General features: G+C 71.7%; 17 protein-coding genes. 11 read left to right on the plus strand and 6 right to left on the minus strand.

Going from position 1 to position 16755, the window contains the following annotated elements; all coding sequences use genetic code 11:
* Positions 1 to 4: 4 nt before the first annotated feature.
* The gene (locus tag CTJ15_RS23420; RefSeq protein ID WP_058390452.1) at positions 5 to 1267 is read right to left on the minus strand and encodes a M20 family metallo-hydrolase; all 1263 of its coding nucleotides are present in this window, start codon (positions 1265 to 1267) and stop codon (positions 5 to 7) included.
* A 301-nt stretch (positions 1268 to 1568) separates the two neighbouring features.
* Between CTJ15_RS23420 and CTJ15_RS23425 the strand changes: the two genes are divergently transcribed.
* The 3 genes from CTJ15_RS23425 to uraH all read left to right on the plus strand — a co-directional run bounded on the left by CTJ15_RS23425 (position 1569) and on the right by uraH (position 5433).
* A complete protein-coding gene (locus CTJ15_RS23425; protein ID WP_171979090.1) occupies positions 1569 to 3536 on the plus strand; it encodes a bifunctional diguanylate cyclase/phosphodiesterase in 1968 nt (655 codons plus the stop codon).
* 116 nt (positions 3537 to 3652) lie between these two features.
* Positions 3653 to 5086: a SidA/IucD/PvdA family monooxygenase gene (locus tag CTJ15_RS23430; protein WP_099782083.1), complete on the plus strand. Its 1434-nt coding sequence runs from the start codon at positions 3653 to 3655 to the stop codon at positions 5084 to 5086.
* A complete protein-coding gene (gene uraH, locus CTJ15_RS23435; protein WP_076970185.1) occupies positions 5083 to 5433 on the plus strand; it encodes a hydroxyisourate hydrolase in 351 nt (116 codons plus the stop codon). The genes CTJ15_RS23430 and uraH overlap by 4 nt, the downstream gene beginning before the upstream one ends.
* 21 nt (positions 5434 to 5454) lie before the next feature.
* Here uraH and CTJ15_RS23440 read toward each other — a convergent pair whose 3' ends face one another.
* Positions 5455 to 6168: an SOS response-associated peptidase gene (locus CTJ15_RS23440; RefSeq protein WP_075822511.1), complete on the minus strand. Its 714-nt coding sequence runs from the start codon at positions 6166 to 6168 to the stop codon at positions 5455 to 5457.
* Between the two features lie 92 nt (positions 6169 to 6260).
* On the opposite strand from CTJ15_RS23440, the gene CTJ15_RS23445 reads away from it, so the two are divergent.
* Positions 6261 to 6446, plus strand: a complete 186-nt coding sequence (locus CTJ15_RS23445) for a CsbD family protein (protein ID WP_019459345.1) — start codon at positions 6261 to 6263, stop codon at positions 6444 to 6446.
* 57 nt (positions 6447 to 6503) lie between these two features.
* On the opposite strand, the gene flgH is transcribed toward CTJ15_RS23445, so the two are convergent.
* The 4 genes from flgH to CTJ15_RS23465 form a co-directional block, all read right to left on the minus strand.
* Positions 6504 to 7241 carry a flagellar basal body L-ring protein FlgH gene (flgH, locus tag CTJ15_RS23450; protein WP_075822508.1) on the minus strand — a complete coding sequence of 246 codons (738 nt, stop codon included), beginning with the start codon at positions 7239 to 7241 and terminating at the stop codon, positions 6504 to 6506.
* Positions 7242 to 7255: 14 nt separating this feature from the next.
* Positions 7256 to 8188, minus strand: coding sequence for a flagellar basal body P-ring formation chaperone FlgA (gene flgA / locus CTJ15_RS23455; RefSeq protein WP_099782084.1), 933 nt, complete (start codon positions 8186 to 8188; stop codon positions 7256 to 7258).
* On the minus strand, positions 8188 to 8973 hold the full coding sequence (flgG, locus tag CTJ15_RS23460; protein WP_019459342.1) for a flagellar basal-body rod protein FlgG: 786 nt from the start codon (positions 8971 to 8973) through the stop codon (positions 8188 to 8190). The genes flgA and flgG overlap by 1 nt, the downstream gene beginning before the upstream one ends.
* Before the next feature lie 83 nt (positions 8974 to 9056).
* The gene (locus CTJ15_RS23465; RefSeq protein WP_019459341.1) at positions 9057 to 9794 is read right to left on the minus strand and encodes a flagellar hook-basal body complex protein; all 738 of its coding nucleotides are present in this window, start codon (positions 9792 to 9794) and stop codon (positions 9057 to 9059) included.
* Between the two features lie 256 nt (positions 9795 to 10050).
* Here CTJ15_RS23465 and CTJ15_RS24950 point away from each other — a divergent pair, with 256 nt between their 5' ends.
* From CTJ15_RS24950 to CTJ15_RS23495, 7 genes are read left to right on the plus strand one after another with little or no spacing between them, the layout of a single operon-like run.
* Positions 10051 to 10572: a flagellar basal body-associated FliL family protein gene (locus CTJ15_RS24950; protein WP_075823208.1), complete on the plus strand. Its 522-nt coding sequence runs from the start codon at positions 10051 to 10053 to the stop codon at positions 10570 to 10572.
* Complete coding sequence (gene fliM, locus CTJ15_RS24955) at positions 10569 to 11657, plus strand: flagellar motor switch protein FliM (protein ID WP_019459339.1); 1089 nt, start codon at positions 10569 to 10571, stop codon at positions 11655 to 11657. Before CTJ15_RS24950 ends, fliM begins: the two co-directional genes overlap by 4 nt.
* A complete protein-coding gene (locus tag CTJ15_RS23475) occupies positions 11657 to 12184 on the plus strand; it encodes a DUF6468 domain-containing protein (RefSeq protein WP_099782085.1) in 528 nt (175 codons plus the stop codon). Before fliM ends, CTJ15_RS23475 begins: the two co-directional genes overlap by 1 nt.
* A complete protein-coding gene (locus CTJ15_RS23480) occupies positions 12181 to 12927 on the plus strand; it encodes a MotE family protein (protein ID WP_099782086.1) in 747 nt (248 codons plus the stop codon). Before CTJ15_RS23475 ends, CTJ15_RS23480 begins: the two co-directional genes overlap by 4 nt.
* The gene (locus CTJ15_RS23485) at positions 12924 to 13304 is read left to right on the plus strand and encodes a chemotaxis response regulator CheY (protein WP_019459336.1); all 381 of its coding nucleotides are present in this window, start codon (positions 12924 to 12926) and stop codon (positions 13302 to 13304) included. Before CTJ15_RS23480 ends, CTJ15_RS23485 begins: the two co-directional genes overlap by 4 nt.
* Entirely contained in the window at positions 13297 to 13884 is a 588-nt protein-coding gene (locus CTJ15_RS23490) for a protein phosphatase CheZ (RefSeq protein ID WP_019459335.1), read from the plus strand. Before CTJ15_RS23485 ends, CTJ15_RS23490 begins: the two co-directional genes overlap by 8 nt.
* Entirely contained in the window at positions 13884 to 16754 is a 2871-nt protein-coding gene (locus tag CTJ15_RS23495) for a hypothetical protein (RefSeq protein WP_099782087.1), read from the plus strand. The genes CTJ15_RS23490 and CTJ15_RS23495 overlap by 1 nt, the downstream gene beginning before the upstream one ends.
* Position 16755: the final 1 nt, after the last annotated feature.

Consider the following 16755-nt stretch of genomic DNA (forward strand, 5'->3'; position numbering starts at 1 on the left):
CCGCTCAGCCCCTGGCGAGCGAGAGCAGCGAGGCCGCCAGGACGCGGACGCCGGCGGCGAGCTGTTCCGGCGAGGAATATTCCGCCGGGTTGTGGCTGATGCCCTTGTGGCTGGGCACGAAGATCATGCCCGTGGGGCAGACCGGCACCATGAACTGCGCGTCGTGGAAGGCGCCGGAGGGCAGGCGCAGCGCGCGCATCCCCTGGGCCTGGGCGGCGGCCTCCACCGTGTCCAGCACGCCGATATCGAAATCCACCGGCAGGGCGTGGAAGCGCTCGGTGACCGTGACCTCGCAGTTCTTCACGGCGGAGCGGATCGTGTTGTCGATCGCGTCGCCGTTCATCAGCAGCACGTCCTTGTCGGGGTGCCGGAAGTCGATGGTGAAGCGCACCAGCTCCGCCACCGAGTTCGAGGTGTTCGGTGTGACCTCGATGCGGGCGACGGTGAAGCGCAGGATGTCCTCGGGATCGGTCATCAGCGCGTTCAGCGCGTTGATGGCGCGCACCATGTCCTGCACCGCGTCCTTGCGCAGGGCGAGCGGCGCGGTGCCGGCATGGGCGGCCTCGCCGCGCAGCTCGACCAGGAACCAGCGGCTGCCCTGGATGCCGGTGACCACGCCGATGTCGTAGCCACCGGCCTCCAGCAGCGGACCCTGCTCGATATGCGCCTCCAGATAGGCGACCGGCTGCCGGATGGGACCGAGCGGGCGCTGCGGCAGGTCGGCCTCGGCCTCGCGCTGCCCGGCCAGGGCCCGGGCAAAGGTCACGCCCTCGGAATCGGCGACCGCGTCCCAGGTATCGGCCGGGGAATGGCCGGACCAGGCCATGGAGCCCATGCAGCCGGGGGCGAAGCGGCCGCCTTCCTCGTTGGTCCAGGCCACGATCTCGATCGGGTGCCTCGTGGTGGCGCCGCTGTCGCGAATCGCCTGCACCGCCTCCAGTCCGGCGAGCACGCCCCAGATGCCGTCGAAGCGGCCGCCCATGGGCTGGCTGTCCATGTGGCTGCCGGTCAGCACCGGCGCCGCCTCCGGGTCCGTGCCCTCGTGCCGCAGAAAGAGGTTGCCCATCGGATCGACCGAGACGGTCAGGCCCAGATCCGTGGCCCAGCCGATCAGCAGGCGCCGCGCCTCGCGGTCCAGCGGCGAGAGGCAGGGGCGGTTCACGCCGTCGCCGGGGATGGCGCCGATCCGCGCCATCCGCATCAGCCGGTCCCAGTGCCGGTCCTGGTCCACCGCCGCGATCAGGTTGGGGGGCGCCGTGTCGGTCATCGTCTCGCCTGTTCCTGCATGGGCTGTTGCCCCGCCGTTTTGGGAGCGGCCGCCCGCGGGATCAAGGGCGGGGCAGGGCGCCGTGCGTCCGGTGGAACGGGCTCCGGCGAATGCCCGGGCGGGGCATCCGCGCGGGGCGGCAGGCATTCCCGTTGGAGGAGGCGCGCATCCGGCACGGTCTTTCCGCGACTCGGCCGTCCGTGCCTTTGATCTTGCCTTGACGGAAAGCGTCGCGGAAGGGGATATCTCCGGACCCGGCCCCGCCGGATGCCATCCTCGCGTGACGGAGCAGGTGAAACCCGTGGGACGACGCAGGCGCCTGCCGGGAGCCGAGGGTGGCATCCAGCGCTGGCTGCGCGTGTCGCTGATCGTGCTGATGGGCGGCCTGGCTGGCGCGGCGGGTTTCATCGCGTCGCTTACCGTCCGGCAGCAGAATCTCTTCGAGGCGCTCACCCGCTACAACAGCATGTTCGAGACCACGCTCGGCGCGGTGGAGTTCATGCGGCTGCAGACCGAGCTCGCGGCCTATGCCATGCCGAACATGCCGGTGGAGCGCGCGGATGTGCAGCTGCGCCTCGACATCCTGCGCAACCGGCTTTCCGTGCTGCGGCAGGGCGAGGTGCGGATGCTGATCCGGCGCAATCCGGAGAATGCCGGGCTGCTGGACCGGCTGGAGGAGACGATCGACCGGGTGCAGGCCCTGCTCGACCAGCCGGCCTCGGACGAGAGCAGCCGGGAGATGCTTCTCCTGCTGGGCGCGCTGAACGTGCCCATGATCCGCCTCGCCGCGGCCACGCATATGGAGGGCAGCAACCTCGTCGGCGAGGACCAGGCCGAGCTGCGGGGCCTCTATGTCGCCTTTATCGCGGTGCTGCTGGCGATGATCGCCGCCGGGGTGGGGCTGTCGGCGCTGCTGGTCCAGCAGAACCGCCAGATCCGGCGCATCGCGCTGGAGGATCCGCTGACCGGCCTGCCGAACCGGCGCGCGCTGCTGGACCGGCTGGCGGAGCGGCTGGCGCCGCCGGCGCGGCGCGGCGCGGCGCGCGGCAGCGGGCGGGGGGCGCATCGCCGCGTGCCGATGCTGCTGCTGGATCTCGACTGCTTCAAGGATGTCAACGATACGCTGGGCCATGTCGCGGGCGACGACATGCTGCGGGAGATCGCCCGGCGGCTGCGCGGCAGCGTGCCGGAGGAAGGCCCGGAGGAATACATGGTGGCGCGCCTCGGTGGCGACGAGTTCGCCGTACTGCCGCCATTGGGGCTGAAGCGGGAAGCGCTGTCGGACCTGGCCATGCGGCTGGGCCGGGTCGTCAACCGGCCGCTGGAGATGGAAGGGCGCCTGATCATGCCCGGGGTGAGCATCGGCATCGCCGACCTCGCGCCCGGGCGGGGTGACGCCGTCATGCTGATGCGCCATGCCGACCTCGCGCTCTACGAGGCCAAGGGGGAGGGGCGGAACACCTGCCGCTTCTTCGAGGAACGGCTGTTGCAGGCGGCCGAGGAGCGGCAGCGGCTGCAATCCGATCTGGTGGCGGCGCTGCACGAGGGGCAGTTCGAGGTGCATTACCAGCCGCAGGTGCATCTGGCGGACGGGCGGATCACCGGGCTGGAGGCGCTGCTGCGCTGGCGGCATCCCCGGCTGGGCCTGATCGGGCCGCAGAGCTTCATTCCCGTCGCCGAGCAGAGCGGGCTGATCGTGCCCATCGGTAACTGGGTGCTGCGGCAGGCCTGCACCGATGCGACGCAGTGGCCGGAGGAAATCCGGCTGGCGGTGAACCTGTCGCCGCGGCAGTTCGCCGATGGGGGGCTGCTGATCGCCGTGGCGCGGGCCCTGGCGGCCTCCGGCCTCCCGGCGCGGCGGCTGGAGCTGGAGGTCACGGAATCCCTGCTGCTGCAGGACGATGCCGGGGTGCTGGCCACGCTGGCGGAGCTGCGCGAACTGGGGATCGGCATCGCCCTCGACGATTTCGGGATCGCCTATTCCTCCTTCGACTACCTGCGCCGCTTCCGCTTCGAGAAGATCAAGATCGACCGTTCCTTCGTACATGCCATGGCCACGCGGCCGGACTGCCTTGCCATCGTGCGCACCATGGCCGACCTGGCGCGCCGCCTGGGCATGGCGACCACGGTGGAGGGGCTGGAGAACGAGGAGCTGGTGAGGCTCGCCATGCAGGCCGGCTATACGGAGGGGCAGGGTTTCCACTTCGACGGACCGCTGACCGCCGCCGAGGTGCTGGAACGCCTGGAGCGCGTGCCCCAGTACGGCTAACCGCGCGGCTGAGCCTTGGCAGGGGGGCGGCCGGCCACGGTTCCGGTGCGGCATCGTTACGCTTGCCCCTTGCTGCCGGCCCCGCCGCTCGTCATGCTGCGTTGCAAGGAGATGCGATGTCCGTGATGGCCAATACCCTGACCGCGCTCGAGTCCGAGGTCCGCCGGCAGCTGGAACTTCTCGACTACCCCAAGCGCCCATGGGTTCCCGAACGCACCGACGGCGCGCTGGACGTGGCCATCATCGGTGCCGGGCAGACGGGCCTCGCCACCGCCTTCGGCCTGCGGCGCGAGAAGGTCGGGAACGTCGCGATCTTCGACCGGGCCGAGCCGGGCGCTACGGGCTGCTGGACGGTCTTCGCGCGCATGCGCACGCTGCGCACGCCCAAGCATGTCAGCGGTCCCGACCTGGGCGTGGCCGCGCTGACGCCGCGCGCCTTCTTCGAGGCGCGGGACGGGCTGGAGGCCTGGGAGGACCTGCACAAGATCGGGCGCGTGGACTGGCAGCGTTATCTCGACTGGTACGCGCAGGTGCTGGCCCTGCCGATCCGGCACGAGCACGAGCTGCTTTCCGTCGGCCACGATCCCGAGGCCGACCTGCTCCTGCTGCGCTTCCGCACGCCGGAGGGCGAGCGCGTGGTCAAGGCGCGCAAGATGGTGCTGGCCACAGGCATGGACGGCACCGGCGCCTGGTCGATCCCGGCGCCCTTCGACGGCCTGCCGGGGGAGCGCGTGTCGCACACCTCGGGCCATGTCGATTTCGAGGCGCTGAAGGGCCGGCACATCCTGGTGGTGGGGGCGGGGGCCAGCGCCTTGGACAACCTCGCCACCGCGCTGGAGGCCGGGGCGGCGCAGGGCACGATGCTGGTGCGGCGCCGCCGGATGCCGCGCGTCAATCCCTTCCGCTGGATGGAGCAGGCGGGATTCCTCGGCCAGTTCCACGCCATGCCGGACCCGCTGAAGTGGCGGATGATGCGTCACATCTTCGACCTCAACCAGCCGCCGCCGCAGGAAAGCTGGGACCGCGTGGCGCATGACCCACGCTTCGCGCTGCACATGGGCAGCCCGGTGCAGGGGGCGCGCATGGAGGGCGAGGAAGTGGTGCTGGAGACGCCGCGCGGCGAGCACCGCGCGGACCATGTGATCGTCGGCACCGGCACGGCCTTCAACCTCGCCCTGCGGCCGGAACTGGCGGCGATCGCGCCGCATATCCTGCTGTGGCGCGACGCCTATACGCCGCCGGCGGGCCTGGAATTCCCGAACCTCGCCGCCTGCCCCTACCTGACGCCGGGCTTCGCCTTCCGCGAGAGGATGCCGGGCGAGGCGCCCTTCCTGCGGCACATCCACTTCATGGGCTATGGCGCCACGCCCTCCATGGGCCTGTCCGGCGCCTCGATCAGCGGCATGAAGTATGGCGTGCCGCGGCTGGTGGACGGGATCTGCCGGAGCCTGTGGCTGGACGATGCGGAGATGCACATGGATGCGCTACTTTCCTTCGACATGGAGGAACTGGTGAGCGAGATCCCGCAGGAACTGGAGGCCGCGGAGTGAAGCCCTCCGCCCTCACCACCCATGTGCTCGACACCGCTGCCGGCCGCCCCGCCGCCGGCATGGCGGTGCAGCTCTGGCGCGTGGACGCGCCGGCCCCGGCGCTGCTGGCCGAAACGGTGACCAATGCCGATGGCCGCACCGACGCGCCGCTGCTCTCGCCACAGGATTTCCTGCCGGGACGCTACGAGCTGCGCTTCGGCGTGGGCGACTACTTCGCCGACCAGGGGAACGACCCCGGCTATCTCGACTGGGTGGCGATCCGCGTCGGGCTGACGGCGGAGGGCGGGCACTACCACGTGCCGCTGCTCTGCTCGCCCTGGAGCTACAGCACCTATCGCGGCTCCTGAACGGGACGGCCCGCCCCGGGATCAGGGCGGGTCGTTCAGCCCTTCCGGCGGCTGTGCGTCACTCACGGGGGCGAGCAGCGAGGGGCCGTTCTCGCTGAACCTGTTCACCCGCTTGCTGACTGGCCAGACGCGCAGCTTCTCTGCATCCAGTGCCTGCATCAGGCCGAGAAGCCCCTCCGTTCCGCTCTCCCGCTCCCCCAACCAGGCGTCCCAGTGCTCCGGCGGCAGGATGACGGGGGTGCGGTGGTGCAGGGCGGTGATCTTGCCCGTCGCCTCGGTGGTCACGATCGTATAGGTGCGCAGCCAGCTTCCATCCGGCTGCTTCCAGCCCTCCCAGAGGCCGGCCAGGGCCATGGTCTCGCCGGAACGCAGCGCGATGGCATAGGGCTGCTTCGGCCCCGGCCCCTCCTGCCGCCATTCATAGAAGCCATCGGCCGGCACGAGGCAGCGCCGCTTCGCGAAGGCGTCGCGGAAGGAGGGCTTCTCCGCCATCCCCTCCGAGCGCGCATTCATCAGCTTCGCCGCGCCATTGGCATCCTTTGCCCAGCGCGGCACCAGCCCCCAGCGCAGCGGGTCCAGGCTGCGCTCCCCCGTGGCAGGGTTGAAGCGCAGCACGAGGCTCTCCTGCGTCGGGGCGACGTTGTAGTTGGCCGGGTGATTGGGAAGCGGGTTCTTCGGGCTGAACTGCTTCTCCAGCTTCGCCGGGCTGGCTTCGAGGTAATAGCGTCCGCACATGATCCTGGATCTGGTGTCGGCCGGCTGCTGCAACCAGCCCATGGTTCGCCACGTTCCTGATGCAGACCGTACACGACAGAGGAGACCGTCACATGGACAAGGACCGCATCGAAGGTTCGCTGAAGCAGGCCAAGGGCGCCGTCAAGGAGAATGTCGGTTCCGTGGTCGGCGACAAGAAGATGGAAGCCGAGGGCAAGGCAGACCGCGCCGAGGGCAAGGTCCAGAACGCCGCCGGCGGCATCAAGGACAAGGCCCGTGAGGTTACCGACAAGCACTGAGGCCACCATCCTCAGGTAGGGGCAGCGCGGCCTGGGCTGCGCTGCCCTTTTTCGCGTTCAGAAAGGCAGGATGGAGTCCAGCAGCTCCTGCCCATAGCGCGGCTTCTGCACATCGCTGAGCGTGCCGCGGCCACCATAGGAGATGCGTGCTTCCGCCAGCCGGTCGTGCTTCACCGTGTTGTCGGAGGCGATGTCCTGCGGGCGGATGATGCCAGCCAGCGTCAGGTCGCGCAGTTCGTGGTTCACGCGCACCTGCTGGCGCCCGGTGAGCACCATGTTGCCGTTGGGCAGGACCTGCGTGACCGTCGCGGCGACGCGGAGCGTGATCTCCTCGTTGCGCTTCACCGTCCCCTTGCCCTCGCTGGAATTGGCGGAACTGGCCGAAACCATCTTGGTCGGGTCGAAGCCGTTCGGGAAGAAGCGCAGGTAGGAGGCATCGAGGCCCAGCAGGCGCGGAATGCCCATATCCTCCGAATTGTCGCGGCTGCGCTCCGTGTCGTTGGCCAGCGAGGCCTTGTCGGAGATCGAAACCAGTACCGTCACGAGGTCGCCCACCGAGGCCGCCTTGGAATCCCGAAGGAAAGTCCGGCTGCCCGGGCGCCAGAGGCTGTTGGCGCTGAGCTGGCGCGTGTCGGTGGGGGCGGGCGTCGGCATGGTCACCGGCTTCCAGTCCGGATCGCGTGTCGGATCGACGATGCCGGCCAGGTCCGGCGCCCGGCCGAGCCGGGCCAGGCGCTCGCTGGAGCCGCAGGCGGCGAGCGCCAACGGCAGGAGAAGCAGCAGGGCGCGCCGCATGTCAGGGCTCTCCTCTAGCGGGCCGGCGGGCCGACGCGGACGCGGCCGGGCCCGATGGCCTGCGCCTCCACGATCTGCCGCGAGGACAGGTTCATCACGTTCACCACCCCGTCGCGTGGTGCGGCCTCCAGCGCCCGGCCCTGGGCGGTCAGCAGCAGTCCGCCGCGTTCCACCACCATGGTCACGGTCGTGTTCTTCTCGATCAGCACGGGAGCGCCGAGATCGCGGAGTGCGAAGGGCGCGCCCTCCATGACCGGGCGGCGGAGCTGCTGGCCGACCACGAGCGAGGCATCCTCGGCGAGGCCGGGGCGGAGCCGGTCGGTGCGCAGGCGCTGCACCTGCACGTCGCCGGCGCGCACCACCTCGCCCAGCGCGAGGCGCCGCGTGGCGATGGCGACCGGCGCCGTGGCATGGCCGCGCCCGGCGATGCGCAGGCGCTGGGTCGGCATCCCTTCCGCCGCGAGGACCAGCGTGGCGCCGAAGCGCCGGCCGTCGAGCCAGGGCTGCGCCACCTCCACCCGCACCAGGCCGGAAAGCGGCACCATGGGCGTGGTGAAACCGGGGATCTCCAGCTCCATCGCCGGGTCGAGGCCCTGGGCCGACAGCGCCTCCCGCAGCGGCTCCAGCCATTCCTCGCGCGCCAGGGCGCGTCCGGCCCGCTCGATCACCACGCGCTCGTCGCTGGCGAAGGGGCGCCAGGAAATGCCGGCGCCGCGCGCGATGGCGAGGAGCTGGGGCGTTTCCACGATGATACGCTGCCCCGGCGGGGGCGCCGGGCCGAGCACGCGCGTCCCTTCCGAACCGAGATCGGCGAAGACGTCGCCCAGCCGCACCACCTCGTCCTCCACCACCACATGCGGGCGGAGGCTGGCGAGGTCGGCCCATGCGAGGCCGGGCAGGCCCACGAGCAGCAGCAGCGCGAGCAGGGGCGGACGGGCGGCGCGCATCACTTCAGCCGCGTCAGGGTGGAGAGCATGTCGTCGCTCGCCGTGATGACCTTGGAGTTCATCTCGTAGGCGCGCTGGGCGGTGATCAGGCTGGTGATCTCCTGCACCACGTTGACGTTGGAGGTTTCCACGAAGCCCTGCATGACGTTGCCGTAGCCGGGCTGCCCGGCGGCCGCGACCTGCGCCGCGCCGGAGGCCGGGGTGGCCATCAGCAGGTTGTCGCCCATCGCCTCCAGCCCCGCCTCGTTGGCGAAGACGGCGAGCTGGACCTGGCCGACATTCTGCGGCTGCTCCTGCCCGGCGATCTTGGCCAGCACCTCGCCGGTCGCGTTGATGGTGACGTCGGTGGCATTGGCCGGGACCTGGATGCCGGGAAGGACGGTGAAGCCTTCCGCCGTGACCATGGTGCCGTCGGCGGCGAGGCCGAAGGTGCCGTCGCGGGTATAGGCGGTCTCCCCCGAGGGAAGCTGCACCTGGAAGAAGCCATTGCCCTTGATCGCCAAGTCGAACTTGTTGTCCGTCTGGTTCAGGTTGCCTTGTTCGTGGATGCGGTAGATCGCGGCGGTGCGTACGCCGAGGCCGACCTGCGCGCCCTGCGGCAGGCTTGTGCCCGTGTCGGAGCTCTGCGAGCCGACGCGGCGGACATTCTGGTAGATCAGGTCCTGGAACTCGGCCCGCCGGCGCTTGTAGCCGGTGGTGCTCATGTTCGCGATGTTGTTGGAGATGACCTCCACATTGGTCTGCTGGGCCATCATGCCCGTGCCGGCGGTCCAGAGCGAACGCATCGGTCAGTTCCCTTTCGCCGCGCGGGGGCGGACGGTCTTGCTGTTCGGCCGTTTCCAGGGGCGGTTCAAGGCATCGCCCCCGCTCAACGCTTCTTCAGGATGCGGTCGAGAGCGTTGCGGATCCGTTCATCCTCGCGCTCCGCGAACTGCGCGGTGAACTGGAACTCGCGCAGCTCCTCGGTCATGCGCGTCATCTCCAGGATGGGGCGGACATTGCTGCCCTCCACCGCGCCCTGGACCAGCGTCGGGCGGTCCACCGCCTCGGGCGGCGTGTCGCTGGCGAAGAGGCGGTCGCCCTCCGCCTGCGGCTTCTGCCCGTCGGCGAAGCGCACGATGCGGATGCGGCCGAGTTCGCCATTCTCGCTCGACACCACGCCCTCGCCGGAAATGGTGATGCGGGTGTCGTTCAGGCCGAGCTGGATCGGCTCGCCGCCCGTGCCGAGCAGCGCATGGCCCTCCGGGTCCACCACCGTGCCGTCGGCGCCCAGGGCGAAGCGGCCGGCGCGCGTGTAGCGCTCGCCCTTCTCCGTGCGGAGGACGAACATGCCCTCGCCGGAGATGGCCACGTCCAGCGGGTTGCCGGTGGTCTGCACCGGGCCGGGCGCGGTGTCGCGCCAGGCGGCACGGTCCCAGGTGAAGGCCAGCTCGCTGCCGCCGCGGGGCTCGTCCACCGCGTGCTGCCGGTCGAGATGCTGGGCGAAGACCGGCCGCGCGGCGCGGAAGCCCGGCGTGTCCGCATTGGCCATGTTGTTGGCCAGCATCGCCGTGGTGCGCGCCTGCGCCATCAGGCGGGAAAGCGCGATATAGCCGGCATTGTCCATCCTGGGCCCCCTTTGCGGATGCGGCGCGCACCGGGCGCCGACGGAACGTGTTCCGCAACCCGCGTGCCAGCCCGGACGCCGCCGGGGAGGGAGGGGCGCGGGCCGGAAATTGCCGCCGCCCCGGCAGGATCTGCCGGGTGCGGGCGAATCCCTGCCGGGGGGAAAGCCTTCCTTAAGGGTTCGGATCGCATCTTCCGCGACGCAGCAGGCGGCGTGAGCCGCGGATCTTCCGGATTGGGGGCGGCCAGGACGGCGCATGGCGAAGACCGAGAAACCCGTGGAAGAGAAGGGCGCGGGCGGCCGCAGGAAGCTCCTGCTCCTGGCCGTGCCGGCGGTGCTGCTGGCTGGCGGCGCGGGGGCCTGGTTCTCCGGCCTGCTCGGCGGCGCCTCCGGAGGCGGCCATGCGGAGGCCGCACCGCAGGAGGGCGGCGCGCATGGGGGCACGCAGGAAGCCGCCCCGCCGGCGGGCACGGCCGTGACCTATCTGGACATGCCCGAGATCCTGTCCAACCTGAACGCGCCCGGGCGGCGCGGCACCTTCATCCGCCTGCGCTCCAAGCTGGAGCTGGCGCGGCCCGAGGACATGGAGGCGGCGCGGCAGGCCATGCCGCGGCTGCTGGACCTGTTCCAGACCTATCTGCGCGAGATGCGGCCCGAGGAACTGCGCGGCAGCATCGGCACGCACCGGCTGCGCGAGGAGCTGATCGCGCGCGCCAACATCGCCGCCGCACCGGCGCGCGTGAACGACGTGCTCTTCACCGAGATCCTCGTGCAATGAGCGGCGCGGCGGAGGAAGGGAGCCAGGACGATCTCGCGGCCGCCTGGGGTGCCTCGCTGGCCGAGGCCGTGGAAGGGATCGAGGAGATGCCGGCCCCGGCGCCGGATGCCGCCAAGGTCCTGAACCAGGCCGAGATCGACAGCCTGCTCGGCTTCGACGGGAAGACCGAGGAACGGCACCGCAGCGGCATCGAGCGCGTCGTGGATGCCGGGCTGGTCTCCTACGACCGGCTGCCGATGCTGGAGATCGTCTTCGACCGGCTGGTGCGGCTGCTGACCACGACGCTGCGCAACTTCACCTCGGACAATGTCGAGGTGTCGCTCGACAACATGACGTCGATGCGTTTCGGCGACTATCTCGATTCCATCCCGCTGCCGGCCATGCTGGCCGTGGTGAAGGTGAAGCAGTGGGACAACCACGCCCTGATCGTGGTGGACAGCGCCATGATCTACTCGATCGTGGACGTCCTGCTGGGCGGGCGGCGCGGCACCTCCGCGATGCGGATCGAGGGGCGCCCCTACACCACCATCGAGCGCACGCTGGTGGAGCGGCTGATCTCCGTGGTGCTGTCCGACCTGGGGCACGCCTTCTCGCCGATCGCCGGGGTGGAGTTCTGCTTCGAGCGGCTGGAGGTGAACCCGCGCTTCGCCGCCATCTCCCGGCTTTCCAACGCCGCCGTGCTCGCGCGCATGCGCATCGAGATGGAGGACCGTGGCGGCAGGCTCGACATGATCCTGCCCTATGCGACGCTGGAGCCGGTGCGCGAGGTGCTGCTGCAGCAGTTCATGGGCGAACGCTTCGGCCGCGACAGCATCTGGGAGAACCACCTTGCCGAGGAGCTGCGCCACACGCTGGTGCGGCTCGACGTGGTGCTCGACGAGCAAACCCTGCCGCTGTCCACCATCACCGCGCTGAAGCCCGGGGACCGCATCGCGCTCAACGTCGCGTCCGGGGCGCCGGTGCGGCTGCGCTGCGGCGACGTGCCGCTCTTCGAGGGGCAGCTCGGCCGGCGGGAGAACCGGCTGGCGGTGCGGGTGGAGCACGAGTTGCGCCGCGACGGTGCCGGCGTCGTGAGGATGGGTTGATGGCCTTGGCGATGAACACGGTGGAATGGACTCTCCAGGGCGTCGTGGTGCTGCTGCTCTGCCTCGCCATTCCCTTCGTCTGGCGGCTGGACCGGCGGCTGGCCGCCCTGCGCCGCGAAAGGCCGGCGCTGGAAAGCGGAACGGCCGAGCTGGGCGAGGCGGCACGCCAGGCGGAACGCGCGCTGGAACGCATGCGGCGCGGCACGGAGGAGGCCGACCGCGCCCTGTCGGCCACGCTGGCGCGTGCGGAGCCGCTGGGCGAGGACCTGCGCTTCCTGACCGAGCGCGCCAGCCTGATGGCGGACCGGCTGGAGGCCCTGGTGCGGGAGGCGCGGCCCCTGATGGTGGCGCCCGCGACAGCGGAGCCCAGTCCGGTGGCGCCGGTGGCGCGGGCCGAGGCGGTGCCGGAGGCCATGGCGATGCCGGAGCGCCCCTCCGGCCACGCGGTGCCCGCCGGCAATGCCCAGGACGTCCCCCGCAGCCAAGCGGAGCGCGACCTGCTGCGCGCCCTGAGGCTGGCCCGATGAGCCGGCCGCGTCTCCTGCCGCTGCTGATGCTGAGCGGTGGTTTGCTGGCGGGCTGCAAGCTGCTGGCCCTCGGCCAGGCGGTGGAATGGCCGGCGGGGCTGCCCGGCATCCCGTCCATGGGGCGGCTGGACGGAATGCTGATCGCCAGCGCCACCGCTTCCGCGCCGCCCGCTCCGGTATCGCCCGACCCGGTGTCGCCCAACCCGGTGTCGCCCAACCCGGCGCAGCATGGGGCCGCGCCCGCCGCCGCGAAGCCGTCCACCGCCCCCGCCATGCCGGTGCCGGAGCCGGACCCCGTCAGCATCGCGGAGCGGGCGGTGCTGGAAAGCCTGCGCGAGCGCCGCGGGCAGCTGGAGCGGCGCGAGCAGGCGCTGGCGGCACGCGAGGCCGTCCTCGCCGCGGCCGAGAGCCGGCTGAAGTCGCGCCTCGACGAAATGGCGGCGCTGCAGGCGCGGCTGGAGAAGCTGGAGCAGTCCCGCAACGAGCGCGAGGAGGCCGGCTGGCGCGGGCTGGTGAAGACCTATGAGACCATGCGGCCGCGCGACGCGGCCGCCGTGTTCGACGAGCTCGACATGCCCGTGCTCGTCCGGATCGTGGACCGGATGCGGGAGGCCAAGGCCGCGCCGGTGCTGGGCGCCATGCGTCCCGACCGCGCGCGGCTCCTGACCGCGGAGCTCGCCCGCCACCGCAGCCGGGCCAACGACCCGGACGGACCCGACAACAGCCAGGATGCCAGGCGATGAACAGGAACATCAACGTGCTGATCGTCGATGACTACAAGACGATGCTGCGCATCATCCGGAACCTGCTGAAGCAGCTGGATTTCGAGAATGTCGAGGAAGCGTCCGACGGGCAGGAGGCGCTGTCGAAGCTGCGCGCCGGCAATTTCGGGCTGGTGATCAGCGACTGGAACATGCAGCCGATGACGGGGCTGGACCTGCTGAAGGAGGTCCGCGCCGATGCCCGGCTGAAGTCCACGCCCTTCATCATGATCACCGCCGAGAGCAAGACGGAGAACGTGATCGCGGCGAAGCAGGCGGGCGTCTCGAACTACATCGTCAAGCCCTTCAACGCCGAGACGCTGCGCGAGAAGATCGCCAAGGTGATGCAGGATGCCTGACCAGGAACGCATCGAGCAGGCCGTGCGCAGCGTCCTTGCCAGCATGGGCGGCGACATCACCACCAACGAGATCGTGCTGCTGGCGGAGCTGGAGGCGCTGGGGCGCACCATCGCCCAGGCCAAGGCCGAGATCGCCGCCCTGCGGGTGGAGGAGATCGAGGCCGAGCACATCCCGGTGGCGACCGACGAGCTGGATGCGGTGGTGGAGCATACCGCCACCGCCACCAACGAGATCCTCGACACCTGCGAGACCCTGGAGCGGCTGCTCCCCGAACTGCCCGCGGCACCGGCGGCCCGGATCGGCGAGGCGGTGACGCGGATCTACGAGGCCTGTTCCTTCCAGGACATCACGGGCCAGCGCATCGCCAAGGTGGTGGCGGCGCTGAAGGAGATCGAGGGCCGCGTGCAGCAGATCACCCAGCGCTTCGGCCCGGCGGCCAGGGCTGGCGCGCCCGTTGCCGCCACGCGGGAACGGGTGCCGGAGCGCAGCGAGGGCGAGCGGCTGGCGCAGGGCCCGCAACTGCCGGCCGCCGCCTCGTCCCAGGCGGAGATCGATGCCCTGCTGGCGAGTTTCGACTGATGCGCGCCCCCGACCGGCAAAAGGCCGTCGCCATGGGGCTGGCGCTCGGTGTCTCGCTGCTTCTCGCCGCCCTGCCCGGGCGGGCCGAGCCGGTGGCGGTGCGCTCCGGCGAGCATCCGGGGATGGGTCGGCTCGTCTTCGACTGGTCCCTGCCCACGGGCTACCGCCTGGAGCAGCTCGGCGACCGGGCGATGCTGCACTTCGAAAGCCCCGGCGAGTTCCGCATGCCGGCGAAGCTGCCGCGCAACGTGCTGGCCCTGCGCGGCGCGGCGGACGGGGTGGAGGTGACCCTTCGCAGCGGCGCGCAGATCCGTCCCTTCCGCCTGGGCGAGCGCATCGTCCTCGACGTGCTCGATCCGCCGGCGCCCCGGAAGCCGGAGGCAAAGCCCCCGGCGCGCGAGGCCGCGACGCGCGAGGCGCGGAATCACGGGCGGCAGCCGCCCGCGCGGCGGAACGGGCCGGAGAGTGCCCAGTCGGCCCAGGCGCTTCCCGTGCCGCTTCCCGTGCCGCTTCCGGTTCCGGCGCCCATGCAGGCTTCCGTAACGCCGCTTCCGGCGGCGGAGCAGCCCGTGGCGCCGCCCCTCGCCCCTGCGGCGCCCGCCGCCGCGACGCGGGCCGAGCCTCCGCCGGGCCTGCCGGTGCGGGTCCTCGCGCGCCCTGGGGAGGCGCGGGTCCTCGCCCTGCCGCTGCCGGCGGAGGCGGGCCTGGCGGTGCTGCGCCGGGGCAACCTTCTGCTGGTGGTGTCGGATCTCGCCCGGCCGCTGGATCTTTCCGCCCTGCGCGACGATCCGGTCTTCGGCTCCGCCGACCTGCTGCCCCTGCCGGAAGCCACGGTGCTGCGCCTCCGCCTCGCCGCGCCCGCCGCGCTGCGGGCCCGGCGGGAGGGTGAACGCTGGCTGCTGGAGCCGGTGCCCGCACTGCCGCAGGCCCGTTCGATCCGCGCCGGTCAGGAGGACGGGATGCTGGTGCTGCGTGCCGTCGCGCCGGGCCGCGTGGTGGCCCTGCCCGATCCGGAAACGGGCCTGCCGCTGCTGGTGGGCACGGTGCGGGAGGCGGACCAGATGGTGCCGCAGGCGCGGCGGCTGCCCCAGGCCGAACTGCTGCCGACCGTGCTGGGCGCGGCTCTGCTCGCGCGCGGCGATGCGGTGGATTTCCGGGCCGGCGCCGGCCGCTTCCTGCTTTCGGGCGCCGGGGAAAGCGCGGCGGGGCCGGAGGCGCCTGCCGCCGAGGCGCGCGGGATGACGCGCCTCTTCGACCTGCCGCCCTTGGATGCGGCGGCGCTGTCCGAGCGCCTGCGGGCGCAACAGGCCGGGATCGCCTCGGCCGCGCCATTGCAGCGCGCGCCTCTGCGGCGGGCGGCGGCGGAAACCCTGCTTTCCCTGGGCCAGGCGCAGGAGGCGCAGGCCATGCTGCGCCTGGCTTTCCAGGAAGATCCGCAGGCGGGGCTCGATCCCGTGCTGCGGGCGCTGCAAGGCGCGGCGGCGCTGCTCGGCGGCCGCCTGGACGAGGCCAGGGCACTGGAGGACGCGGCCCTGCCCAGGACCGACGAGACGGCACTCTGGCAGGGACTGCTGCGCGGCGCGCGCGGGGAAGGGCGGGAGGCGGCGCCTGGCATCGCCGCGGCCGTGCCGGTGTTGCTGGCCTATCCGCTGCCGCTGAGGTCGCGGCTGCTGAGCCCGGCGGTGGAGGCCCTGCTGGCAGGTGGCGAGCGGGTGGCGGCGCGGCGGGTTCTCGATGCGGGCGGCGCGGTGCCGGCCCTGGCGGAATTGCGTGGGCGGCTGGCCGAGGCGGAGGGGCGGCGGGACGACGCGCTGGCCGCCTATGAGGAGGCGATGCGCGGCCGTGACCGGCCGGCGCGGGCGCGGGCCATCCGCCATGCCGTGGAACTGCGCCTGGCGGGCGGGCAGATCGATGCCGCTGCCGCGGCGGATGCGCTGGAGGAAGCGCTCTACAGCTGGCGCGGCGAGGGCGAGGAGTTGGCGGCGCGGCAGCGGATCGCCGCCTTGCGGCAGCAGGCGGGGAATGGCCGTGCCGCGCTGGCCATGCTGCAGGAAACAGCGCGCCTTTTTCCCGATCAGGAAGCGGTGCTGCGTCCGCCGATGCGGCAGGCACTGGCCATGGCGCTGGAAAAGGACTCGCCGGTGGCTGCCATCGCGCTGGCGGACGCCAATCCGCAATTGCTGGCTGCCGATCCGGATCAGGGCCGCCTGCTGCTCGGCCTCACGGATCGCCTGGTGGCGCTCGACCTGCCGGCACGCGCGGCGGAGCTTCTCGTGCGCGGCATGGCCGGGGCTTCGGGCGAGGCGCGCGCGCGGCTGGGACTACGCCTCGCCAGCCTGCGTCTGGAAAGCGGCGATGCTGCCGGCGCCGCTGCGGCCTTGTCGGATGGTGGCGCTCAGCTTCTGCCGCCGGATCTGGTGCGGGAGCGGACGCTGCTGTCCGCGCGCCTGCTGGCGCGGCAGGGCAAGGAGGATGATGCCGTCGCCTTGTTGCGTGGCCTGGGCAGCGATGGAGCGGAACCGCTCGCCGGGATTCTCGCCGCGCGTCACGACTGGGCCGGTGCGTCCGATGCACTGGCCGGACTGGCGGCGGCGGCCCAGGGAGAGATGGACGACGCGCGGCGCCAGTTGCTTCTGCGTGCCGCCGCCTATGCCGTGCTTTCGGGTGATGCCCAACGTCTGGGCGGCCTGCGCACACGTTGGGCACCACAGCTGGGGGAGGGGAAATTAAGCCAGGATTTCAACGCGCTGACCCTCGATCCGGTGCATGGGATGGCGGACCTGCCGAGGCTGCAGCGCGAACTGAACCTTTTCCGGGGATTTTCCGGTCGGCTGGATGAGTTGCGGGCCGATGCGGGGGCGGCGCGGTGAG

It is taken from the genome of Roseomonas sp. FDAARGOS_362, from assembly GCF_002754815.1.
Classification (GTDB): domain Bacteria; phylum Pseudomonadota; class Alphaproteobacteria; order Acetobacterales; family Acetobacteraceae; genus Roseomonas; species Roseomonas mucosa.